Origin of the sequence: Pseudomonas sp. O39 (assembly GCF_045447295.1) — a bacterium.
Lineage (GTDB): Bacteria > Pseudomonadota > Gammaproteobacteria > Pseudomonadales > Pseudomonadaceae > Aquipseudomonas > Aquipseudomonas antarctica_A.
The window spans coordinates 25,545-47,556 of sequence record NZ_JBJGXV010000007.1 but is presented as its reverse complement, the minus strand read 5'-3'; the positions used below and the strand labels follow the sequence as shown (position 1 = coordinate 47,556).

Annotated in this window: 19 protein-coding genes and 1 pseudogene; 15 read left to right on the top strand and 5 right to left on the bottom strand. The window is 62.2% G+C overall.

Features of this window, described 5'->3' with window-relative positions:
• The 15 genes and pseudogenes from ACI77D_RS12510 (at position 1) to ACI77D_RS12440 (ending at position 15,999) form a co-directional block, all read left to right on the top strand.
• Positions 1–1,974, top strand: coding sequence for a MacB family efflux pump subunit (locus ACI77D_RS12510; RefSeq protein WP_221296114.1), 1,974 nt, complete (start codon positions 1–3; stop codon positions 1,972–1,974).
• On the top strand, positions 1,967–3,382 hold the full coding sequence (locus tag ACI77D_RS12505) for an efflux transporter outer membrane subunit (RefSeq protein ID WP_407016665.1): 1,416 nt from the start codon (positions 1,967–1,969) through the stop codon (positions 3,380–3,382). The genes ACI77D_RS12510 and ACI77D_RS12505 overlap by 8 nt, the downstream gene beginning before the upstream one ends.
• A gap of 103 nt (positions 3,383–3,485) precedes the next feature.
• The gene (locus ACI77D_RS12500) at positions 3,486–4,241 is read left to right on the top strand and encodes an alpha/beta hydrolase (RefSeq protein WP_407016664.1); all 756 of its coding nucleotides are present in this window, start codon (positions 3,486–3,488) and stop codon (positions 4,239–4,241) included.
• A gap of 109 nt (positions 4,242–4,350) precedes the next feature.
• Complete coding sequence (locus ACI77D_RS12495) at positions 4,351–5,121, top strand: FadR/GntR family transcriptional regulator (RefSeq protein ID WP_064453054.1); 771 nt, start codon at positions 4,351–4,353, stop codon at positions 5,119–5,121.
• 242 nt (positions 5,122–5,363) lie between these two features.
• Positions 5,364–6,566 (top strand): ABC transporter substrate-binding protein, encoded by a 1,203-nt coding sequence (locus ACI77D_RS12490; RefSeq protein ID WP_407016663.1) that lies wholly within the window; start codon positions 5,364–5,366, stop codon positions 6,564–6,566.
• Between the two features lie 68 nt (positions 6,567–6,634).
• A pseudogene (locus ACI77D_RS12485) lies at positions 6,635–7,494 on the top strand (branched-chain amino acid ABC transporter permease).
• Position 7,495: 1 nt separating this feature from the next.
• Positions 7,496–8,506: a branched-chain amino acid ABC transporter permease gene (locus ACI77D_RS12480; RefSeq protein WP_221295168.1), complete on the top strand. Its 1,011-nt coding sequence runs from the start codon at positions 7,496–7,498 to the stop codon at positions 8,504–8,506.
• Positions 8,503–9,252: an ABC transporter ATP-binding protein gene (locus ACI77D_RS12475; RefSeq protein WP_221295169.1), complete on the top strand. Its 750-nt coding sequence runs from the start codon at positions 8,503–8,505 to the stop codon at positions 9,250–9,252. Before ACI77D_RS12480 ends, ACI77D_RS12475 begins: the two co-directional genes overlap by 4 nt.
• A complete protein-coding gene (locus tag ACI77D_RS12470; RefSeq protein ID WP_064453058.1) occupies positions 9,252–9,947 on the top strand; it encodes an ABC transporter ATP-binding protein in 696 nt (231 codons plus the stop codon). The genes ACI77D_RS12475 and ACI77D_RS12470 overlap by 1 nt, the downstream gene beginning before the upstream one ends.
• A 13-nt stretch (positions 9,948–9,960) precedes the next feature.
• On the top strand, positions 9,961–11,229 hold the full coding sequence (locus ACI77D_RS12465; RefSeq protein WP_407016662.1) for a Zn-dependent hydrolase: 1,269 nt from the start codon (positions 9,961–9,963) through the stop codon (positions 11,227–11,229).
• Positions 11,226–12,626, top strand: a complete 1,401-nt coding sequence (locus tag ACI77D_RS12460; RefSeq protein ID WP_407016661.1) for an amidase — start codon at positions 11,226–11,228, stop codon at positions 12,624–12,626. The genes ACI77D_RS12465 and ACI77D_RS12460 overlap by 4 nt, the downstream gene beginning before the upstream one ends.
• Positions 12,627–12,719: 93 nt before the next feature.
• Entirely contained in the window at positions 12,720–12,995 is a 276-nt protein-coding gene (locus ACI77D_RS12455; protein ID WP_221295172.1) for a hypothetical protein, read from the top strand.
• Entirely contained in the window at positions 12,992–14,032 is a 1,041-nt protein-coding gene (locus tag ACI77D_RS12450; protein ID WP_407016660.1) for a hypothetical protein, read from the top strand. Before ACI77D_RS12455 ends, ACI77D_RS12450 begins: the two co-directional genes overlap by 4 nt.
• 40 nt (positions 14,033–14,072) lie before the next feature.
• Positions 14,073–14,936: a LysR family transcriptional regulator gene (locus ACI77D_RS12445; RefSeq protein ID WP_407016659.1), complete on the top strand. Its 864-nt coding sequence runs from the start codon at positions 14,073–14,075 to the stop codon at positions 14,934–14,936.
• A 58-nt stretch (positions 14,937–14,994) separates the two neighbouring features.
• Positions 14,995–15,999 carry a LacI family DNA-binding transcriptional regulator gene (locus ACI77D_RS12440; RefSeq protein ID WP_064453063.1) on the top strand — a complete coding sequence of 335 codons (1,005 nt, stop codon included), beginning with the start codon at positions 14,995–14,997 and terminating at the stop codon, positions 15,997–15,999.
• On the opposite strand, the gene ACI77D_RS12435 is transcribed toward ACI77D_RS12440, so the two are convergent.
• The 5 genes from ACI77D_RS12435 to ACI77D_RS12415 form a co-directional block, all read right to left on the bottom strand.
• Positions 15,996–16,721 carry an SDR family oxidoreductase gene (locus ACI77D_RS12435; RefSeq protein ID WP_407016658.1) on the bottom strand — a complete coding sequence of 242 codons (726 nt, stop codon included), beginning with the start codon at positions 16,719–16,721 and terminating at the stop codon, positions 15,996–15,998. The two genes, ACI77D_RS12440 and ACI77D_RS12435, sit on opposite strands and share 4 nt — an antisense overlap.
• Positions 16,722–16,857: 136 nt before the next feature.
• Positions 16,858–18,390 carry an FGGY-family carbohydrate kinase gene (locus tag ACI77D_RS12430; protein WP_407016657.1) on the bottom strand — a complete coding sequence of 511 codons (1,533 nt, stop codon included), beginning with the start codon at positions 18,388–18,390 and terminating at the stop codon, positions 16,858–16,860.
• A gap of 1 nt (position 18,391) precedes the next feature.
• Positions 18,392–19,471 carry an alcohol dehydrogenase catalytic domain-containing protein gene (locus ACI77D_RS12425; protein ID WP_064453066.1) on the bottom strand — a complete coding sequence of 360 codons (1,080 nt, stop codon included), beginning with the start codon at positions 19,469–19,471 and terminating at the stop codon, positions 18,392–18,394.
• A gap of 27 nt (positions 19,472–19,498) precedes the next feature.
• Positions 19,499–20,491 (bottom strand): ABC transporter permease, encoded by a 993-nt coding sequence (locus tag ACI77D_RS12420; protein ID WP_064453067.1) that lies wholly within the window; start codon positions 20,489–20,491, stop codon positions 19,499–19,501.
• The gene (locus tag ACI77D_RS12415) at positions 20,457–21,965 is read right to left on the bottom strand and encodes a sugar ABC transporter ATP-binding protein (protein ID WP_064453068.1); all 1,509 of its coding nucleotides are present in this window, start codon (positions 21,963–21,965) and stop codon (positions 20,457–20,459) included. The genes ACI77D_RS12420 and ACI77D_RS12415 overlap by 35 nt, the downstream gene beginning before the upstream one ends.
• Positions 21,966–22,012: the final 47 nt, after the last annotated feature.

The window sequence follows — 22,012 nt, the reverse complement described above, 5'->3', positions numbered from 1 at the left end:
TTGACCACGCCGCTGATCGAACTCAAGAACATCCGCAAATCCTACGGCGGCGGCGACAGCCCGCAGGTCGATGTATTGCGCGGGATCGACCTGTCGATCCATGCCGGGGAATTCGTCGCCATCGTCGGCGCTTCCGGCTCAGGCAAATCCACCTTGATGAATATCCTCGGCTGCCTCGACCGCCCCACTGAAGGCGAATACCGGTTCGCGGGGGAAAACGTCGCGCATCTGGGCAGCGACGAACTGGCCTGGCTTCGCCGAGAAGCCTTTGGGTTTGTGTTCCAGGGTTACCACTTGATCCCTTCGGGCTCGGCCCAGGAAAACGTCGAGATGCCGGCGATCTATGCCGGTATCAGTGCAACCGAACGCCACGCCCGCGCCAAGGCCCTGCTCACCCGCCTGGGTTTGGCCGATCACACCGGCAACCGCCCGCATCAACTCTCCGGCGGCCAGCAACAACGTGTGTCGATTGCCCGCGCACTGATGAACGGCGGGCATATCATCCTCGCCGATGAACCCACCGGCGCGCTCGACAGCCACAGTGGCGCCGAAGTAATGGCCCTGCTGGACGAACTGGCGAGCCAGGGCCATGTGGTCATCCTGATTACCCACGACCGCGAAGTCGCGGCGCGGGCCAACCGCATCATCGAGATTCGCGACGGCCTGATCATCCGCGATTCGGCATTGAGCGAAACCCATGTGCCCGTCACGGCCAACAGCGACGCGCTACAAGCCGTCGACCTGCGCCAGCGCCTCGCCGACGGCGCCGAACATAACGGCGCCTGGAAAGCCGAACTGATGGACGCTGTACTGGCAGCCTGGCGGGTCATGTGGATCAACCGGTTCCGTACCGCGCTGACGCTGCTGGGGATCATCATCGGCGTGGCGTCGGTGGTGGTGATGCTGGCGGTGGGTGAAGGCAGCAAACGCCAGGTAATGGCACAGATGGGGGCGTTCGGCTCCAACATCATCTACCTCAGCGGGTCTTCGCCCAACCCGCGTACACCGATGGGTATCGTGACCCTCAACGATGTCGCGGCCCTGGCGACGCTGCCGCAGGTCAAGCGCATCATGCCCGTCAATGGCAACTATGCCGGTGTGCGCTTCGGTAATGTCGACTACATGGCTTATGTCGGCGGCAATGACACCAACTTCCCGGACATCTTCAACTGGCCGGTGGTCGAGGGCAGTTACTTCACCGAGGCCGACGAGCGCTCCGGGGCGACGGTGGCAGTGATCGGTCATCGCGTACGCGAAAAGCTGTTCAAGGGCGTTATCGACCCCATCGGCCAATACATTCTGATAGAAAACGTGCCGTTCCAAGTGATTGGCGTGCTGGCGGAAAAAGGCTCCAGCTCCGGTTTGCAAGACAGCGACGACCGCGTTGCCATCCCCTACACCGCCGCCAGCGTGCGCCTGTTAGGCACCTATAACCCCGAATACGTGGTGATTGCCGCCGCCGATGCGCGCAAGGTGCATGAGGCTGAACAAGCCATCGATCAACTGATGCAAACGCTGCACAACAACAAGCGCGACTACCACCTGACCAATGACGCGGCGATGATCCAGGCCGAGGCACGCACGCAAAATACGCTGTCGCTGATGCTCGGCTCGATCGCTGCGATTTCCTTGCTGGTGGGCGGGATTGGGGTGATGAATATCATGCTGATGACCGTGCGCGAGCGTACCCGCGAAATAGGTATCCGCATGGCTACCGGGGCGCGCCAGCGTGACATTCTGCGCCAGTTTCTCACCGAGGCAGTGATGCTCTCGGTCGTCGGCGGCCTGTTCGGCATTGCCCTCGCATTGCTGGTAGGCGGCGTGCTGGTGCTGGCAGAAGTCGCCGTGCAGTTTTCCCTGGTGGCGGTACTCGGCGCATTTGGCTGTGCACTGGTCACCGGTGTCGCATTCGGCTTTATGCCGGCCCGTAAAGCTGCCCGGCTCGATCCGGTTAAGGCGTTGACCAGTGAATAAACGATCCATCACACCGCACCTGTCGCTGCTTAGCCTGTGCCTGTTGCTCAACGCCTGCGCAGGCATTCCGTACGACGTCGACAGCGGCATTGCGCCGCCTGCGGCGTGGCAATATGCCGAGCGGGAGGCAGCGCAGGCGACCAACCAGCGCTGGTGGACGCAATTCGGCAGCCCGCAACTCAACCGCTTGATCGACCAGGCTCGCCGCGACAGTCATGACGTGGCCGCCGCCATGGCACGGGTGCGCCAGGCCCAGGCCAGTGCGGTCATTGCCGGGGCACCATTGTTACCCGAAGTGAACTTCAACCTCACCGCCAGCCGCGAAAAACTGCTGCGCGGCAGCGGTAACGCCTCGCTGGACGCCACAGAAAGCAACAAAACCGTCGACAGCTTTGGCACCAACCTTACCGCCAGTTATGAAGTGGACTTCTGGGGCGGGCGAGCCGCCGCCCGCGACAGCGCCCTGCAAAGCCTGCGAGCGAGTGAATTCGACCAGGCCACCGTGGAGCTGACATTGCTCAGCAACGTGGCCGACCGCTATGCGCAAACGCTTGCTGCTCGCCAACGCCAACAGATCGCCGAGCTCAACCTGGCGAATGCACGCCATGTGCTCGACCTCGTGCAAACCCGCTACGACGCGGGCTCAGCCACCGCACTGGAACTGGCGCAACAAAAGAGTCTGGTGGCCAGCCAGCAACGCCAGTTGCCGCTGATTCAGCAAGTGGCCGAAGAATCGTTGATCACCCTCGCGGCCCTTCTCGGGCAGCCGGTGCAGGCCCTGGACCTGGGCAGCGAGCCGTTCCAGGCGCTGACCTGGCCGGTCATTGGCCCGGGCGTGCCCAGCCAACTGCTCAGCCGCCGCCCCGACCTGGCTCAGGCCGAAGCACAACTGGCGGCGGCAAGTGCCGATGTGAGCGTGGCCCGCTCGGCCATGCTGCCCACTGTGACCTTGGGCGCCACGCTGGGTTCGGAGTCCTACAAGGCCGCAGATCTGCTGCGCAGTCCGTTCTACAACCTGACCTCGGGCCTGGTGGCGCCGATCTTCAATAATGGACGTTTAAGCGCCGAACGCGACAAGGCGCGCGCGCGTCAGGACGAACTGCTGCAAACCTATCGTGGCGCGATCATCAACGGCTTTGCCGATGTGGAAAAATCCCTCAGCAGCATCACCCACCTGGACCAGCAGCGTCAGTGGCAAACCGAGGAACTGCAACAGGCCCAGACCGCCTTCAAGATCGCCGAAAGCCGCTACCAGGCCGGTGCCGAAGACCTGCTGACCGTGCTGGAAACCCAACGCACGCTGTATGCGGCCCAGGACGCGAATGTGCAACTGCGATTGTCACGGCTGCAAGCCAGCATTGCGCTGTACAAAGCCCTGGGTGGCGGCTGGGATGCCAAAATCCGATAACAAAACTCCACATTCCTACACAAAACGTTTATCAACCCTACATTCTTTGACCCAAGGTCCTTGGTAAAAAAGCCGCCTTAAAACGGCTGCCCGGAACCTCTTGATGAAACCCAGCGTTCTAGTAAGAAGCCTGGTGTGCATCTGCCTCTGGCTGATAGCAACCCGGGCGCTTGCCGCGCCCTTGATTGTGCCCAGCGCAATTGACTGGCTGCTGGACTGCCCCTTCCCCGCCTTCGAACGGCCGGACCCAGAGGTGCTGGACCGAACCCAGTGCGGCAGGGTAAACGTGCCTCGCGACTATGCCGACCCCAAGCGTGGCAATGTGCGCCTATCGCTGACCCGTGTCGGCGCCCGGCAACCGCTCAGCCGTGAGGGCATGGTGTTCATCCAGTCGGGGGCACCGCAAAAGGGTCAGGGCACGACCTTCGCCGTCCATTTGGTCAGCCGCTGGGAGTCCTACGCCACCCAGGCCTATCGCACATTGGTCAACCGATATGACGTCATCGAATTGAGCCCCCGCGACCTCAGCCAACAGAACGGTGTCGAGCAGGCCGCACGTGATATGGAGTTCGTGCGCGCGCAATTGGGCGACACCCAGCTCAACTACCTGGGCAACGCTGAAGGCACCCGGGTCGGTGGCCGGTATGCCGCGCTGTTTCCGGAACGCGTTGCACGCATGGTCCTGGTCAACGCCGAGCACGGTGAACCGGTCGCTGCCGGCGTCGAGCAGCTGCTGCTCAAGGAGTCGGCTAAACCCGTTGCCGCCGGGTGCGTCAACCGGTGGGTGGGTGATTTTCTGGTGTCCGGCAAACAGCCGCCATCCTCAACGCGCTGCCTCGACCTTGGTAACTGGGAATAATCACCGCGTTTACGACCTGTTCGCCTCGAAAACGACACCCTGCGTTGACGCTCCTGCCCAATCGTTATTAAGTGCTATTTATCCGCATTAATAGGATCAATAGACCACCATGCTCAGCCGTCCGCTACGACGCAAACGACAGAAGCTCTCCGACGTGATTGTCGAGTCGGTCAAGCGCTCCATCGTCACCGATGCCCTGAAGCCCGGCGACCGCCTGCCCACCGAGCGTGAGCTGATGGAAAGCTTCCAGTGCTCCAAAGGGTCAGCGCGTGAAGCGCTCAAGGCGCTGGAAGTGGAAGGCCTGGTGAGCACGCGCACCGGCCCCAGCGGTGGCGCTTACTTGAATCAGGCCGGCACTGAACCGGCCAGCCGCGCCTTGCGCAACTACCTGCACTTCCAGCACCTGGACGGCGAGCAGGTGTACCAACTGCGCAAGGTCATCGAGGTGGAACTGGCGGTGTCGGTGCTCGGGCGCTTGAGTGAAGACGACTACCAGGCCCTGCAAGACAACGTGGATTTTTGCAGCGCGCCGGAAGACAGCGAAGCCGGCCAGCGCGAACAACGGCTGGCGGAGCTGGAGTTCCATAATCTGCTGGCCAACGCGTGCCCTAACCCGCTGCTGAGCTTTATGGCGCAGTTTCTCAACGACCTGCTGCGCGACCTGGTGGTGCTGAAAAAAGCCTACAAGCCCAAGCGCAAGCAGTTCGACGCGGCCAACCTCGACTACCACAAGCAGTTGCTGATCGCCTTTCGTGCGGAGGATGAAAGCGCGGTGCGCAGCTTGATGCATGAACACATGTGCGACGCCGAACACCATATGAGCGCCCTTGAAGGCGAGGTCAGCCCGCACTTTTTGCTGGAGTTTGATCACAACCACTGAGAACACCATCAATCCCCCTGTGCAAACCCAATCCATGTGGGAGCTGGCTTGCCTGCGATGCAGGCGCCCCGGTTCATCAGTCGAACTGAGTTGATGCCATCGCAGGCAAGTCAGCTCCCACATTTGACCGAGCTTCAATCGTCAGACCGTTTCACCCAATTCAATAACAGGCCTGCCCACAGGCCAGCTCCACCGTATCGCCATTGCCGCTCCTGCCAATAACTAATCCAGGGAGTCACCCCATGCAGCGTCGTACGTTGTTGAAAGCCAGTCTTACCGCCGCCGCCGCGCTCAGCCTTCCGCTGAGCGTGCGCTCTGCATTCGCCGCCGAGCCCTTTACCTTTTACGGCCTCAAATCCATGTCCGGCGCCTTTGCCAGCTATGGCAAGTTTGCCGACATGGGTTCGCGGCTGGCGGTGGAGCAGCATCCCGAGATTCTCGGCCGCACACTGAACTACAAAGTCATCGACACCGAAGGCAACGCCGGCAAGGCGGTGCGCAAGGTGCAGGAGGCGATCCAGCAGGATGGCGCACGGTTCTTCCAGGGTTGCACCCTGTCGTCATCGGCATTGGCGGTGGCCAAGGAAGTAGACAAGGTCGGCGGCGTGTTCATGACCCCGGTGGGTGCCGATGAAGTCACCGGCAAGGACTGCAACAAGGCGACCTTCCGCTGGTCGGTACCCACCTACGGCGCGATCCGCGAAACCATCGTGCCATTGATCAAGCTGCTGCCGGACGCCAAGCGCTGGTACACCATCACCCCGCAATATGTATTCGGCGAAGCCTTGCTCGAAGGCGCGAAAACCGTGCTCAAGGACAACGGCCTGGAACACGTCGGCAACAGCTATCACTCATTACAGGAGCAAGAGTTCTCCGGCTACCTGACCAACGCCATCGCGGCCAAACCCGATGTGCTGGTGCTGCTCAACTTCGGCAGCCAGTCGTCCAACACACTGCGCCAGGCGGTGAACTTCGGCATCAAGGAGCGCATGAAAGTGCTGCTGGTGTGGTCTGCCGGCCTTGATCAATTCCAGGAATTGGGCAGCGATGTGCTCGAAGGCGTGTACCTCGGTGCGCAGTATTGGCACCAGGTCGACAGCCCGCTCAACCGTGAACTGGTCAAGCTGACCCAGGCCAAGTACGGCATCAACCCAACCTACCCGTTGGCCGCCGACTACATCAGCACCAAGGTCATGCTCGACACCATTATCGCTACCGGCAGCTTCGAAGGCCCGACCGTCGCCAAGGCCATGCAAGGCCTGAGCTTCGAAGGCCCGACCGGCAAGGAGCAAATCCGCGCCGGTGACCACCAGGTGATCAAGGACTACTACCTGATGATCGGCAAAGCCAGCGCCGACATGGCCGACAAGGACGACCTGGCCAAAGTGCTCAGCGCCGGCCAGTCCTTCCCGCCGGTGGAAGCCACGAGCTGCGTGCTCGGCTGATCCGCTGAACCATCACCGGTTGCACACGACAGGGCCGCCCCCGCGGCCACCTGTCCGAGGGTTTCTGCATGCTTAATCTTTACCTGTTCCAGATACTCAACGGCCTTGGGCTGGGGATGATCTACTTTTTGATCGCGGTCGGGCTGACGATCATTTTCGGTCTGCTCAACTTCGTCAACTTCGCCCACGGCGCGTTTTCCTGCTGGGGGCCTACATCTGCTACACCGCCGTGAGCCTCACCGGCAACTTCTGGCTGGCGCTGCTGATCGCGCCGCTGGTGGTGGCCGCACTGGCCTGGGTCATCGAGCGATTATTGATCCAGCGGATTTATCACTTGCCGCACATGTTCCAGATTCTGGTGACCTTAGGGATTGCGCTGATCATCCAGGAAGCCAGCGTGATGATCTGGGGCCCGGTGGGCAAAAGCGTCGCCGTACCGGAACTGCTGCGCGGCGTGCTGGTGGTGGGTGATTTCGTCTACCCCTACTACCGCCTGTTTCTGATCGTGTTTTCCGGGCTGGTGGGCCTGGGTCTGTGGCTGCTGCTGGAACGCACGCGCTTTGGCGCCCTGGTGCGCGCGGGCAGTGAAAGCACTGAAACCGTATCGCTGCTGGGCACCAATATCTTCCGTCTGTTTTCGATGACCTTTGCCCTGGGCGTGGCCCTGGCCGGCGTCGCCGGCGTGCTGTTCGCTCCGTTGCGTGGCGCCCAACCCTTCGTCGGCCCGGAAATTCTCGGGGTCGCCTTCGTGGTGGTGGTGATCGGCGGCATGGGCTCCTTCAGCGGCGCACTGGTCGGCGGTTTACTGGTAGGCGTGGTGCAAAGCCTGATGACCACACTCTGGCCCCAAGGCGCGAGCCTGATGATCTACGGCGCGATGGCCGTGGTGATTCTGGTGCGTCCTTACGGCCTGTTCGGGAGAGCCTGACATGAGCGAGAAAAACCCCCTGCCGTTCGCCAAGACCCAGTCCAAGGCCATGCTGCTATGGGTCCTGGCGGTGCTGATCGGCCTGCCGTTGATACTACCGTCGGCGACCCTGGCCACCGAGATCCTGATCTTTGCCATGGCCGCCCTGGCCTGCAACCTGTTGCTGGGCTACACCGGGCTGTTGTCGTTTGGCCAAGGCATCTTCTTCGGAGCGGGCGCCTATTGCGCGGCACTGTTGATGATCCACCTGCAACTGGGTCTGTTCACCGCCCTGCTCGGCGCCGCCGTGGCCGGTGGTTTCCTGGCGCTGTTGGTGGGTGCCCTGGCGATCCGGCGTACCGGCATTTACTTCGTGATGCTGACTCTGGCGTTCAGCCAGATGGCCTACTTCGTCGCCTACACCCTCAGCGACTGGACCGGCGGCGACAACGGCCTGCTCAGCGTACCGCGCCCGGAAATCCGCATCGGTGACACCGTGCTGTTGTCGCTGAGCGACGCCCGCGCGTTCTACGGCTTTGTCGCAGTGCTGTTCCTGCTGATCTTTATCGGCGCACGCCGCGTGATCGCGTCGCCATTCGGCAGCACCTTGATGGCGATCCGCGAAAACGAGACCCGCGCCTCGGCCATCGGCTACGACACGCGCCATTTCAAGATCCTGGTGTTTGTGCTGTCCGGCGCGGTCACCGGGATTGCGGGCGCGCTGTACGCCATGCTGCTGCACTTTGTACCCCTGTCGAATATCGACCTGGCGATGTCCGAGAACATCCTGATCATGACCATCGTCGGCGGCACCGGCTCGCTGTTCGGCTCGTTGCTGGGCGCCGGTTCCATCGTGCTGCTGGGAGACTTCCTCTCCGACCTGTGGCCGCGCTGGCTGATGCTGCTCGGGGTGATTCTGATCCTGGTGGTGATCTTCATGCGTGGTGGGTTGTGGGGCGGTTTGTCGTCGCTGTTCGAACGCGTACGTGGCAGCCGCAAAACCGCCGTAGTCGTCAAGGAGGAAGGACTATGAGCATCCTGCTGGAAACCAAAGACCTGGAACTGGCCTATGGCGCGTTCCACGCGGTGAACGGGGTCAACCTCAAGGTCGAAGCCGGCACCATCCACACCATCATCGGCCCTAACGGCGCGGGCAAGACCAGCCTGTTCCACTGCCTGACCGGCGAACGCCAGGCCACCGCCGGGGCGATTCATTTCGACGGCAAGAACCTGATGCGTAAACCCGCTCACGCCCGCGTCGGCCTGGGCATGGCGCGCTCGTTCCAGCTCACCAGCCTGTTCCAGAACCTCAGCGTGCGCGAGAACCTGCGCCTGGCGGCGCAAGGCCGCGACGGTGCCAAGGCGCTGAATTTCTGGCGTCGGGTGGACAGCAAGCGCGAACACCTGGAGATGGCCGACCAAGTGCTCGAACGCCTGCAGCTCACTGCCCGCGCCGACACCCTGGCCGGCGAATTGTCCCACGGCCAGCAGCGGGTGCTGGAGGTGGGCATGTCGATCTGCTCCAAACCAAAACTGTTGATGCTCGACGAGCCCACCTCGGGCATGGGCATCGATGACATCCCGATCATGACCCAACTGATCAGCGACCTCGGCCGCGACCACACGGTGCTGCTGATCGAACACAACATGAGCATCGTCATGTCCATCAGCCAACGCATCACGGTGATGAGCCACGGGCAGATCCTGGTGGAAGGCACGCCGGAATTCGTGCGCGCCGATGAACGCGTGCGCACCGCTTACCTGGGAGAAGCCGCCTGATGCTGATCGTCGAGAATATCCACTCCTACTACGACAAGAGCCACGTGCTCGAAGGCGTGTCGCTGACCGTCAACCCCGGCGAACTGGTGACCCTGCTCGGCCGCAACGGCGCCGGCAAGACCACCACACTGCGCAGCATCCTCGGCATTATCTGCCCACGCCAGGGCCAGATTCACTTCAACGGCCAAGCGCTGGTCGGGCAAAAAATCTTTGAAATCGCTCGCCAGGGTTTGGCATTGGTGCCGGAGAACCGCGGGATTTTCCGCCTGCTTACCGTAGAGGAAAATCTGCGCATCGCCGTGCGCAAGACCAGCCGCTGGCAGATGGACGACGTCTACGGCATGTTCCCGCGCCTCAAGGAACGCCGTAAAAACGCCGGCCACGCCCTGTCCGGTGGCGAACAACAGATGCTCGCTATCGCCCGCGCCCTGCTCAACGACCCCAAGTTGCTGATTCTCGATGAGCCCACCGAAGGCCTCGCCCCGGTGATCGTCGACGAGCTGGTGAAGATCCTGCGCAAGGTCAAGGACGATGGCCTGCCGGTGCTGCTGGTGGAACAGAACCTGGTGGTCTGCGACAAGCTCGCCGACCGCCATTACGTGCTCGAACAGGGCCGCGTGGTGTACGAAGGCAGCGCCGCCGCCTTCCGCGCCGACCCGACGATCAAGAATCGCTACCTGGCCCTGAGTGCCTGACCGGAGATCGCACATGAACAGTTTTGCGCAACCACTCAAGAGCAACGCCCCGCTGATCAACCGCGACCGCCTGTGGCAATCGTTGATGGACCTGGCCCAGCTCGGCGCCACCGTTAAAGGCGGCGTGTGCCGCCTGGCGCTCACCGACCTCGACCGCCAGGCCCGCGACCTGTTCGTGCAATGGTGCGAGGCGGCCGGGTGCAGCGTCAGTGTCGACGCCATCGGTAATATCTTTGCACGCCGGGCCGGGCGTAACCCCGCCCTGCCCCCGGTCATGACCGGCAGCCATATCGACACCCAACCCACCGGCGGCAAGTTCGACGGCTGCTACGGGGTGATGGCCGGGCTGGAAGTGATCCGCACGCTCAATGACTTGCAGCTGGAGACTGAAGCGCCGATCGAGGTGGTGGTGTGGACCAACGAAGAAGGCTCGCGTTTCCCGCCGTGCATGATGGGCTCCGGGGTGTTTGCCGGTAAGTTCGACTTGCAGGACACCCTCGACAAACAGGACGAGCAAGGCCTGTCGGTGGGTGCCGAATTGCAGCGCATCGGCTATGCCGGTTCGCGTGCGGTGCTCGGCCACCCGGTGGGCGCATATTTCGAGGCGCATATCGAGCAAGGCCCGGTACTGGAAGACCAGGCCACCACGATTGGCGTGGTCATGGGTTGCCTCGGCCAGAAGTGGTTCGACCTGACCCTCACCGGCGTCGAAGCCCACGCCGGCCCCACCCCGATGCACCTGCGCAAGGACGCCCTGGTGGGCGCCGCCGAGGTGGTCAGCGCGGTCAACCGTATCGCCCATCAGCAACAGCCCCACGCCTGTGGCACCGTCGGTTGCCTGAACCTGCACCCGGGCTCGCGCAACGTGATTCCCGGCCAGGTGCACATGACCATCGACCTGCGCCACCTGCATGCCGACACCCTGCAGGCGATGGTGGATGAGGTACGCGGTGTGATCGAAGCCACGGCCCAACGCCACGGCCTGAGTTTTGAACTGACGCCGACCGCCGACTTCCCGCCACTGGACTTCGCCCCGACCTGCGTCAGCGCCGTGCGTGACGCCGCGAGCACCCTGGGCCTGAGCCATATGGACATTGTCAGCGGCGCCGGGCACGACGCGATTTTCGTCGCCGAACTGGGCCCGGCCGGGATGATCTTTGTGCCGTGCGAAGGCGGCATCAGCCATAACGAAATCGAAAACGCTGCGCCGGATGACCTGGCGGCGGGCTGCGCGGTATTGCTGCGCGCCATGGTCAACGCAGCCCAGGGGGACCTGGCATGAGTGAGATTGGCCAACTGACGGCAGTGCAACTGCTGGAGTATTTTCGCGACAAAACCCTGTCGCCGGTGGAAGTCACCGAGGACGCGCTGTTGCGTATCGAACGCTACAACCCGGTGGTGAATGCCTACTGCCATGTTGACCCTGAAGGGGCATTGCAGGCTGCGCGGGCGTCGGAACAACGTTGGATAAAAGGTCAACCGTGCGGGGCACTGGATGGGGTGCCGTCATCAATAAAAGACCTCACGCTGACCATTGGCATGCCCACCCGCAAGGGTTCACGCACCTCCTCAACCGAAGGCCCATGGGACGTGGACGCGCCCTTCTCGGCCTTGATGCGCAAAGCCGGCGCGGTACTGTTGGGCAAGACCACCACCCCTGAATTCGGCTGGAAAGGCGTCACCGATAACCCGTTGTACGGCATCACCCGTAACCCATGGGACACCCGCACCACAGCGGGCGGCTCGTCCGGTGGTGCCGGCGCGGCGGCGGCGCTGAACCTTGGCGTACTGCACCAGGGCAGCGATGCCGGAGGCTCGATCCGAATTCCGTGTGCATTCACCGGCACCTTCGGCCTCAAGCCGACCTTTGGGTATGTACCGCAATGGCCGGCCAGCTCCATGACAATCCTGTCGCACCTGGGGCCGATGACCCGCACCGTCGAAGACAGCGTGCTGATGCTGCAAACCGTCGCTCAACCGGATGCGCGCGATGGCCTGATCGGTGCGCCGCGAACCTCGCCGTGGCTCACGCCGAGTACGGACTTGAAGGGCCTGCGTGTTGCCTACAGCCCGACCTTCGGCTACGTGGATGTTGATCCGCACGTCGCCAAGGTGGTCGCCCAAGCGGTTGAGGGCCTGGTGCAGTTGGGCGCGCATGTCGAGCAGATCGACCCGGGTTTCAGCGACCCACTGGAGGTGTTCAGCACCTTGTGGGCCGCCGGTGCCGCACGCCTGACCGGGCCGATGAGCGAGGCGCAAAAACAGCTGCTGGACCCGGGCTTGCTGCGCATTGCGCAACGCGGCGAACAGCTCAGCCTCTGCGACTACAGCGCTGCCCTCGAAACCCGCGCGGCACTGGTCGCCAGGATGGCGGCCTTTCATGAGCACTACGACGTGCTGGTCTCGCCGATGATGCCGATCACTGCGTTCGAGGCCGGGCACAACGTGCCACCGGGTTCGGGCATGCATGAGTGGATGGAGTGGACGCCGTTTACCTATCCCTTCAACCTGACACAGCAACCGACGGCATCGGTGCCGTGCGGGTTGGCGGCGAATGGCTTGCCGGTGGGTTTGCATGTGGTGGGCGCGCGGTTTGCCGATGAGCAGGTGCTGCGGGTTTGCCAGGTGTATGCCAAGGCATTCCCCACCGAACACCTTGAAGCACCGCGCATGCTCTGAACTGCGCTTTTCGACCGGGGATTGCCGTGTGCATCACCGGTCGCGTTTGGCTTATAATTCGCGCCTCATTTTTTGTTGCGCGGATTGTTTCAAATGGTATTCACAAGGACCGTTCTGGCGAGTGCGCTGCTCACCCTTCTGCCCGTCATGGCCTGCCACGCGGCGCTGGACCTGACCTACACAGCCCCTGAACCCAAGGCTGTACCGTCTGATGCAACACCCCAACCCAAATCGCTGTTCCCCATGCAGACCTTGCCGCCTTTGAAGCTCGAATACAGTTGCGAAGGCCCGCAGTGCCAATACGAAACCGATATCGACAAACGTCACGAAGACCAGACGACCCGTCACTGGTCGATCGGCATCCAATGATCAACTGGCTCAAGTCGATCTGGTGCACCACGCCGTCGCAGGCACTCGCCCTGATGATTCTCAGTACCCGACGTAACAAGAACAGGACAAGCCTGCTGCTGGTACTGATCATGGTGAGCACCGCGATCAACTATGCGCTGTTAATCCGTGAAGTGTTCGAGCCCGCCGACCAGACGAACCCGGCGATCTACTCCCTCATGACGTCCGATGAGTTTCGGCAGAATACCTCCGTCCTGTTCGATCAGTTGAATGCATACAACCGTGAGCCGAGCCAGGAACGGCTGGACGTGCTCTCCGGCTTCATCGTGCCCGACCGGGGCAATCTCTGGGTGTATGTCAGCCTTAGGTTCCAATTGCTCCCACAGGCCGAAAAAACCGGCAACTCGCTCCCCCGATACCGTTACGACCCGCAAATCACCATACGTCCGGCATTGCCAGGGCTGTTGCTGTTCATCCTCGTCGAAACCATCTTGCTGTTGTTGCTGATCTACACGAGGCTGAAAGAACCGGCGGCTATCCTCGCGTTTGAAGAGCGCCAACTGGCGCGTTTTTTTGATGATGAGCCGAACGCACCTGCCCCCTCGCCGCTCGACACCGTGCGGCAACTGCTGCATCACTTCCATCGTTTCTGTCTTGCTCTGAACCAGCGACAGAACGGCCGAACAGGCCTTTCGGTGAAAAACGAACCGGATGTGCAAGACCTTCTGCGCGCACTCCTGAGCCTGCACATCGCCGACGTGCGTGCCGAAGAGCCCGTGCCCAGCTGCGCAGGCGCCTCATCGCGTATGGACTTCCTGCTGCATGACCTGCAAGTCGCCATTGAGGTGAAGATGACCCGCGCTGGGCTGAAGGACAAAAAGCTGGGTGAGGAGCTGATTGTCGATATCGCCCGCTATGCGGAACATCCGCACTGCCAACATTTAATCTGTTTCGTCTATGATCCCGGCTACCTCATCCGCAATCGAGAGGCCTTGCAGGAGTACATCCTGCGCCAGGGGCATCGCATTGATGTCGAACTGATCTTTTCGCCCGCCTGAAGGCTTACACTGCCGGGCTTGAGCAACCAGCGAGACCTGCATGGACATCGAACTGGCACGCACTTTTCTCGAAATCACCCGCTGCGGCAGCCTGGCTGCGACGGCCGAGAAACTGCACGTCACCCAGACCGCCATCACCGCACGCGTAAAAAACCTCGAGAGCCAGTTGGGCAGCACGCTGTTTGTGCGTAACCGCGCCGGTGCGCGGCTGACCGCCGATGGCGAAGCCTTTGTGGTCTACGCCAACCAGTTGCTGCAAACCTGGGAAGCCGCCAAGCGTGACCTGCCGCTACCGGATGGCTACCGCAATGTGCTGCATATCGGCGGCGAGGTGAGCCTGTGCAACCCGCTGATGCTCGGCTGGGCGCAGGCCCTGCGCGAACACATCCCGGGGCACGCCCTGCGCACCGAAGTGCGCGAAGGCGACTACCTGCTGCGTCAATTGGAACTGGGCGTGCTCGATGCGGCCTTGGTGTTCCAACCGCAGTACTGGCCGGGGTTGCAGGTGGAACAGGTGCTGGAAGAAAAACTGATCCTGGTGCAACTGGCGAGTAAGCCGGCCCCGTACGTCTACATCGACTGGGGCCCGGGTTTTCGCCAGCAACATGATGCTGCCCTGCCCGACAAAGCCCGTGCCGCGCGGAGCTTCAACCTCGGGCCGCTGGCGTTGCAGTACATCCTGGAGAATGGCGGTGCCGGGTATTTCCGCACGCGCGTGGTGCAGAGCTACCTGGACAGCGGCGTGATGCAGCGGGTGCCGAAGGCGCCGGAATTCAGTTTCCCGACCTACCTGGTGTACTCACGCGCACGCGATTGTGCAGTGTTGCAGCAGGCGGTGGCGCTGCTGCGCGATGTGGTCAAAGCCGAAGGTGACTGGTCACAACGCTGGGACCCGCTGATTTGAATCACCGTACACCACTGCGCGTGCTAGCCTGCGGGTGTTTCCTTTCGCAGCCTTACCGATGAACAAGAAAAAGTCTGTCACCATCAGCGACATTGCCAAACGGGTCGGCATGACCACCATCACGGTCTCGCGGGCGCTGAACAAACCTGATCAGGTCAAACCCGCCACCCTGGCGCGCATCCTCGAAGTCGCGCGGGAGTTGGACTATGTGCCCAACGCCTTCGCCCGTGGGCTCAAACGCAGTGAAAGCCTGATCATTGGCGTGATCACCGCCTCGGTGGACAACCCGTTCTACAGCGAAATGATCAAGGCGATTTCCCGCGAGGCGAAACAGCACGGCTACACCATCATGCTGGTGGACACCGACGAACTGGCCGAGCTGGAAAGCAAAGCCGTCGACACGTTGCTGGGCTACCGCGTGGCGGGAATCATCCTGTCGCCGGTCTCCGATGAGCCGAGCTACCAGCCCGATTACCTGGAGCGCCTGGGCAACGGCAAGACTCCAGTGGTGTTGCTCGACCGTACACTCCACGACAGCCCGTTCAGCCGCGTGGTGCTCGACAATTACCACAGCGGTATCCAGGCCGCGCACTATCTGTTGCGCCAGACGCCCGACCTCAAGCGCCTGCTGGTGCTGACCGGCCCCGAACATTCACGTATCACCGTGGAACGCCTCAAGGGCCTGCGCGAAGTGCTGGCCGAACACCCCCACATTCAGGTCGAAGTACAGGCCGGCGACTACACGCTGATGCCGTCTTACCTGCATACCCTCGACTACCTCGCCGAACACTGCGCGCCGGACGCGATCATGGGCTTTAACCAGTTGATCACCCTCGGCGCCCTGCGCGCCTTGCGCATGCACAACATCCCCCATGAAAGCCTGACCATCTGCGGCATCGACCGCCTGCCCTTCGCCGATATCTTTGGCGTGCCAATCGCCTGCGTGGCCCACGACGCCTCCCTGGCCGGCAGCAGCGCGGTACGCCTGTTGCTTGACCGCCTGGAAGACCCGTACAAGCCACGGGACAAGGTGGTCATCGCCGGCCAGTTGGAAAACGGCTAGCGACTGGTGTAGCCGCCATCGATCGGCAGGCTTATACCGCTGATCATGCCGGCGGCATCGCTGAGCAGGAACAGCACCGGCAGCGCCACGTCCAGCGTCTCAGCAAAACGCCCCAAGGGGATGGCTGCCAGCGCCGGGTCGCGCTTGGCCGGGTCGGACCAGGCCATGGCGGCCATCGGCGTGAGGGTAACTGTGGGGTTGACGCTGTTGACGCGAATGCCGAAGCGGCCCCACTCGGCGCATTGCACGCGGGTGATGGCGTCCAGTGCAGCCTTGGAGGCGCAGTAGCTGAGGTGATCATCCAACGCCACCAGCGAGGCCTGGCTGGAGACATTGACGATGCTGCCGGCAATCTTTGCCTCGATCATTTTTGCAGCGACCCGGCTCGCGACCTGGGCGGCGGCGCGGGCATTAACGTTCATCACCTGGTCGAACGCGGCAGCGCTGATGGCGGCGGCGGGTTCAAGACGGGAAATGCCGGCGCAGTTGACCAGGCCGTGCAGTGGCGGCAGGTCGTGCAGGGCGTTGTCGAGGGCGGCGCTGTCGGCGATGTCCACGCATAAGGTGTTGCAGTCCAACTTGGCCAAGGCCTCGGCGTCTCGGCCGAGGGCGAAGACTTCGGCGCCGCTGTTGATGAGCTGAAGGGCAATTTCATGGCCAATGCCGCTGGTGGCGCCAGTGACGAGGATGCGCTGGTGGGTGAAGTTGAAGGTGGTGGTCATGGTCACTCTTCCATAGACAATTAAGGTCCACTGTGGGAGCTGGCTTGCCTGCGATTACGGTGGGTCAGTTAGCCCATTTGCCACTGATACACCGCTATCGCAGGCAAGCCAGCTCCCACATTCGGACCGTGTTGAATTAGTCGGATTGCAAGCTGTGCATGATCGGTTTCAGCGCGGGATACAGCTTCAAATACTCGCCAAACGCGCGGTCATAGGTCATGATATTTTCGCGTTTGGGCTGCGCGCGCAGCTCCAATTGCACCCAGCCCTTCTCCATCTCCCCATCACTCACCAACCCCACCGTATGCGCGGCCAGCAACGCGGCGCCCATCGCCGCCTCAACTTCTTGAACGATGGTGTAAACCGGGTACCGCGTGATGTCCGCGATAATCTGCATCCACAAATCCGAATGACTCGCGCCACCGACCACAATCAGGCGCGGGTCCAGCGATTGCGCGCCCTGGGTGCCGGCTTCGATATTGTGCCGCAGGGCAAAACTCACCCCCTCCAGCACCGCGCGGTACAGGTGAATGCGGCTGTGATACAGGTTCAGCCCGACAAAACTGCCGCTGGCGTGGTCATCCCATACGGGGCTGCGTTCGCCCATCAGGTACGGCAGGAACAACAAGCCTTCGCTGCCTGCCGGGATCTTCATCGCGCTCTGTTCCAGCAACACCAGGCTGTCCTGGCCACTGGCCTTGGCCTGTTGCTCTTCGGCCTGGCAGAACTGCTCGCGAAACCAGCTGACCGATGCCCCGGCGGTGATTGCACCGCCGAAGATGTACAAGTCCTGATGGCCGTTGTAGACATGCGGCATGCTCACCAGGCCGTGGCGTGCATCGACGTGCTGGTTCAAATAACCCCAGCACATGCTGGTGCCGATCATCGCCACGTGATTGCCCGGCTGCGTAACGCCTGCGGCCAGAGTGGCCATGGCCGCGTCCACGCCACCGGCGAGGATCGGTGTGCCTGCCTGCAGGCCCAGGCGCAGGGCCCAGCTCTCCAACAGCCCGCCCACCACCTCACCGGAATACACCAGCCGCTCGGGCATCATCGCCATGGGAATCTGCAGCGCCGCGAGCATCTCCTCGGACCAGCCCCGCTGCGCCACGTCATAGACGCCGCCGATATTGCCGGCGCTGCTATGGTCCACCGCCAACTCACCGGTCAGGCACCAATTGATATAGCTGTTCGGCGGCAGCAGGTAACGCGTATTGGCCCACACCTGCGGCTGATGCTGCTTGAGCCAGAGCATCTTGGTGAAGCCGTAGTAGCTGTCCACCGAGTTGCCGGTGACCGCAAACAAGCGCTCAAGGTCGACATGCTCGCGCACCCAGGCCACCTGCTCGCCAGCACGGCGGTCCATCCAGATCAGGCACGGGTGCAGCGGTGTGATTTGCGCATCCACCGCAATTCCCGAGCCGCCGTACAGGCTGCTGATGCACAGCGCCTTGACCTGCTCCGCTGCCACGCCGGCCCTGGCCATGCACTGCGCCACGCAGGCCTCGACCGCATCGAGCCAGACCTGCGGCCATTGCTCGGCCCAGCGCACTTTCGGGGTATCCACGCGATACCCCTGGCTGTGCTGCGCGATGATCGTGCCTTGACCATCCACCAGCAGCGCCTTGGTGCTCTGGGTTCCAATGTCGACACCCATGACGTAGTTCATCTCAAAGCACCGGCTTCAACAGCACCTTGATCGACTTCGTCGAGTTGGCCAACTCGAACGCTTCGGCAAAGTTATCCAGCGGGAAGTCATGGGTGACGATGCCTTTGGAGGTGACCAGGCCGCGCTCGAATAGGTCGATGGCAATCGGGTAGCAATAGGGGCCCAGGTGCGCGCCGCGTACGTCCAGCTCCTTGCGGTCGCCGATGATCGACCAGTCGACACTGGTTTCGGCGCCGAATACGCTGAACTCGACAAAGCGCCCGAGCTTGCGGATCAGGTCCAGGCCCTGGGTCACGCCGGCCGGTACGCCGGTGGTTTCGATGTACACGTCGCAGCCGTAGTTGTCGGTGAGACCGTTGATGATCTCGCGGGCATTGTCGCGGGATGGGTTGATCACCACGTCGGCGCCGAATTGCCTGGCCAGTTCGAGGCGCTCATCGACCATGTCGATCACCACCAGTTTTTTCGGGGTCTTCAGCGCGGCCACCTGGACCATGCACAGCCCGAGGGTGCCCGCACCGGCGATCACCACCACGTCATCCAGCTGGATTTCGCCTCGGTTGACGGTATGAATCGAGCAAGCCATGGGCTCCACCAGCGCCGAGTCTTCCAGCGACACCGACTCCGGAATCTTGTGCACGATGGCGGTCTTGGGAATGCGCATGTACTGGGCCATCCCGCCTTCGGCCACTTCACGCTGGAAGCCAAAGATGTTGTGCACCTCGCACATCCAGTATTTACCCGACTTGCAGAAGCGGCACTTGCCGCACGGCACGATCTGTTCGGCGATGACCTTGTCGCCGACCGCGACTTCAAAGTGCTCTTCAGCGCCCTCGCCCACTTCCACCACGTAGCCAAAAAACTCGTGGCCCGGCACCACGGGTGCCTTGACCCACGGGTTGTCACCGCCCCAGAACATCGCCGCACCCGAGTGGCATTTGCAGTCGCTGGCGCAGATGCCGCAGGCGGCGATGCGGATCACCAGTTCATTGGGGCGTGCCTGGGGTTTGCTGATGCGTTGCAGGCGGTAGTCCTTCGGGCCGTGGCAGACGACGGCTTGCATTTCGATGTGCTTGTCCATGGTGTTCGATCCTGTCTTGAGAGGCATTTATTTATGGCGCTGACGGCTGATAAAGATCGCCAGCAAGATGATTGCGCCCTTGATCACGCTCTGGACGTAGGGCGAGACGCCGAGCATGTTCAGGCCGTTGTTCAATACGCCAAGCAACATCGCGCCGAGCAACGTGCCGACGATCACGCCGCGCCCGCCGGCAATCGAGGCTCCGCCGAGCACCACGGCCGCAATCGCATCCAGCTCGAACGACACGCCGGCATTCGGCTGGCCGCTCATCAGGCGTGAGGTCAGCACCAGCCCGGCAATCGCCGCCGTCAGGCCACTGATGCCGTACACCAGCAACTTGAAACGCGCCGCGCGCACCCCGGACAAACGCACCGCTTCTTCGTTGCCGCCGATGGCGTAGATGTAGCGGCCGATGCGCGTGTGTTGCAGCAACACGTAGGCGGCAAAGTAGGTGATCAGCATGATCAGGATCGGCACTTCGATGCCGAACAAGCTCTGGCGACCGAAGAAGCCGAACCACTCCGGCAGTCCGGAAATCGGGTAACCGTCGGTGTACATCAGGCCCAGGCCACGGGCGATGCCCATGGTCGCCAGGGTGACGATGATCGGCGGCATATGCAGGTACGCGACGAACAGCCCGTTGCCAATGCCAAAGGCCACGCCGATCAACATCCCGGCGCCAATCGCCAAGCCCGGCGGCAGGCCTGCGACCATCAGGCCGGCGGTCAGGGTGCCGGACAGCGCCATCACCGGCCCCACCGACAGGTCGATGCCGCCGGTGAGAATCACGCAGGTCATGCCCACCGCGATAATCGCGTTGATCGACACTTGGCGGGCGATGTTCGACAAGTTGCTGGCGGTGAGGAACGTGTCGCTGGCGAGGATCATCACCAGGGTCACCACCACCAGTCCGACAAAGGGATAAAACGCCGGCGAACGCACCAGCCGCGCCAGGTTCAGGCGCAGTCGGCCGGTGTCGCCGGTGTTAATGGACGTATTCACTTGAGCCCCCTGTTGCATGGCGCATGACCTCTTGAGGATTGACGGAGGACGCTTCAAGTACCTTGACGATGGCGCCCTTGTGGAACACGGCGACGCGGTCGCACATGCCGATGACTTCCGGCAGTTCGGAGGAAATCATGATGATTGCGTAGCCCTGTTCGGTGAGGCTGCGCATGAGTGCGTAGATCTGTGCCTTGGCGCCGACGTCGATGCCGCGTGTGGGCTCGTCGAACACCAGCACGTCGCAGTGGTGGTTGATCCAGCGTGCAATCACCACCTTTTGCTGGTTGCCGCCGCTGAGGTTGAACACCCGGCTTTCGCCGCTGGGGGCTTTGATCGACAGCTGCGTCATGAGGCTGTCGACGCTGGCGCATTCGCGGCCCTTATCGATCAAGCCACTCGCGTTCTGGTATTTCGGCAGATTGTTCAGGGTAATGTTTTCGCGAATGCTGAAATCAGTGATCAGCCCTTCACTCTTACGGCTTTCCGGAAGCAGGCCGATGCCTTGGGCCAGGGCCTGCGCCGGGTCATCCAGCGTGACTTTTTCGCCGCGCAGCCAAACGTCTTTGCTCACTGACGGCAGCGCGCCCATCATGCCCAGCGCCAGTTCGGTGCGGCCTGAGCCCACCAGCCCGGCGAAGCCGAGGATCTCGCCTTTGTGCAGCTGGAAGCTGTTGTGGGGGCCGTTGCGCACCAGTTGGATGTCCTTGACCTCCAGTAACAGCGGGCCGCGCTCGGTAGTCGGCTTGGGTGGAAAGCTGCATTCCAAGCGGCGGCCCACCATCATCTCGACCAGGTGGTCGATATCGCTGTCGGCCACATCGGTCACGCCCACATTGCCGCCGTCGCGCAGCACACTGATGCGGTCGCACACCTGGAAAATCTCCTCCAGGTGATGCGAGATAAAAATCACCGCCACGCCCTGGCGCTTGAGCTCGCGCATGATGTCGAACAGCAACTCGGCTTCGCTGGGCGTGAGGGTAGCGGTCGGCTCATCAAGCACCAGCAAGCGCGCATCCAGGGCCAGGGCCTTGGCGATTTCGACAAACTGCTGCTCGGCCACACTCAAGTGCTTGACCGCACATTGCAGGTCGATCGTCACGCCCAGGCGCTTGAACAACGCCTCGGATGCTTCGACCATCTCACGCTTGCGCAACAGGCCGAAGCGGTTGCTCAACTCATGGCCGAGGAAGATATTTTCCACGGCCGTGAGGTAGGGAATCAGGCTGAATTCCTGGAACACAATGCCGATACCGGCGGCAATCGCATCGCGGTAGGTCGCGAACTGCCGCGCCTGGCCGTCGATCAGGATTTGCCCTTCGTCCTGATGCTCGACGCCGCCGAGGATCTTCATCAGGGTCGATTTGCCCGCGCCATTTTCCCCGAGCAGCGCATGGATCTCGCCGCGCTCCACTTGCAGGTTGATGGATTTGAGGGCCTGTACGCCCGGGTAACGCTTACAGATATTTTCCAGCTTCAGAAGACTGCTCATACCGCCGACCTCGTATTCAGTAGGTGACCTTAAGCCCCACGGGTTGC

What these genes read in the sequence shown, in the direction of transcription:
- ACI77D_RS12500 (WP_407016664.1), top strand. Translation starts at nt 3,486, where the DNA reads ATGAAACCCAGCGTTCTAGTAAGAAGCCTGGTGTGCATCTGCCTCTGG.
- ACI77D_RS12495 (WP_064453054.1), top strand. Translation starts at nt 4,351, where the DNA reads ATGCTCAGCCGTCCGCTACGACGCAAACGACAGAAGCTCTCCGACGTG.
- ACI77D_RS12490 (WP_407016663.1), top strand. Translation starts at nt 5,364, where the DNA reads ATGCAGCGTCGTACGTTGTTGAAAGCCAGTCTTACCGCCGCCGCCGCG.
- ACI77D_RS12480 (WP_221295168.1), top strand. Translation starts at nt 7,496, where the DNA reads ATGAGCGAGAAAAACCCCCTGCCGTTCGCCAAGACCCAGTCCAAGGCC.
- ACI77D_RS12475 (WP_221295169.1), top strand. Translation starts at nt 8,503, where the DNA reads ATGAGCATCCTGCTGGAAACCAAAGACCTGGAACTGGCCTATGGCGCG.
- ACI77D_RS12470 (WP_064453058.1), top strand. Translation starts at nt 9,252, where the DNA reads ATGCTGATCGTCGAGAATATCCACTCCTACTACGACAAGAGCCACGTG.
- ACI77D_RS12465 (WP_407016662.1), top strand. Translation starts at nt 9,961, where the DNA reads ATGAACAGTTTTGCGCAACCACTCAAGAGCAACGCCCCGCTGATCAAC.
- ACI77D_RS12460 (WP_407016661.1), top strand. Translation starts at nt 11,226, where the DNA reads ATGAGTGAGATTGGCCAACTGACGGCAGTGCAACTGCTGGAGTATTTT.
- ACI77D_RS12455 (WP_221295172.1), top strand. Translation starts at nt 12,720, where the DNA reads ATGGTATTCACAAGGACCGTTCTGGCGAGTGCGCTGCTCACCCTTCTG.
- ACI77D_RS12450 (WP_407016660.1), top strand. Translation starts at nt 12,992, where the DNA reads ATGATCAACTGGCTCAAGTCGATCTGGTGCACCACGCCGTCGCAGGCA.
- ACI77D_RS12445 (WP_407016659.1), top strand. Translation starts at nt 14,073, where the DNA reads ATGGACATCGAACTGGCACGCACTTTTCTCGAAATCACCCGCTGCGGC.
- ACI77D_RS12440 (WP_064453063.1), top strand. Translation starts at nt 14,995, where the DNA reads ATGAACAAGAAAAAGTCTGTCACCATCAGCGACATTGCCAAACGGGTC.
- ACI77D_RS12435 (WP_407016658.1), bottom strand. Translation starts at nt 16,721, where the DNA reads ATGACCACCACCTTCAACTTCACCCACCAGCGCATCCTCGTCACTGGC.
- ACI77D_RS12430 (WP_407016657.1), bottom strand. Translation starts at nt 18,390, where the DNA reads ATGAACTACGTCATGGGTGTCGACATTGGAACCCAGAGCACCAAGGCG.
- ACI77D_RS12425 (WP_064453066.1), bottom strand. Translation starts at nt 19,471, where the DNA reads ATGGACAAGCACATCGAAATGCAAGCCGTCGTCTGCCACGGCCCGAAG.
- ACI77D_RS12420 (WP_064453067.1), bottom strand. Translation starts at nt 20,491, where the DNA reads ATGCAACAGGGGGCTCAAGTGAATACGTCCATTAACACCGGCGACACC.
- ACI77D_RS12415 (WP_064453068.1), bottom strand. Translation starts at nt 21,965, where the DNA reads ATGAGCAGTCTTCTGAAGCTGGAAAATATCTGTAAGCGTTACCCGGGC.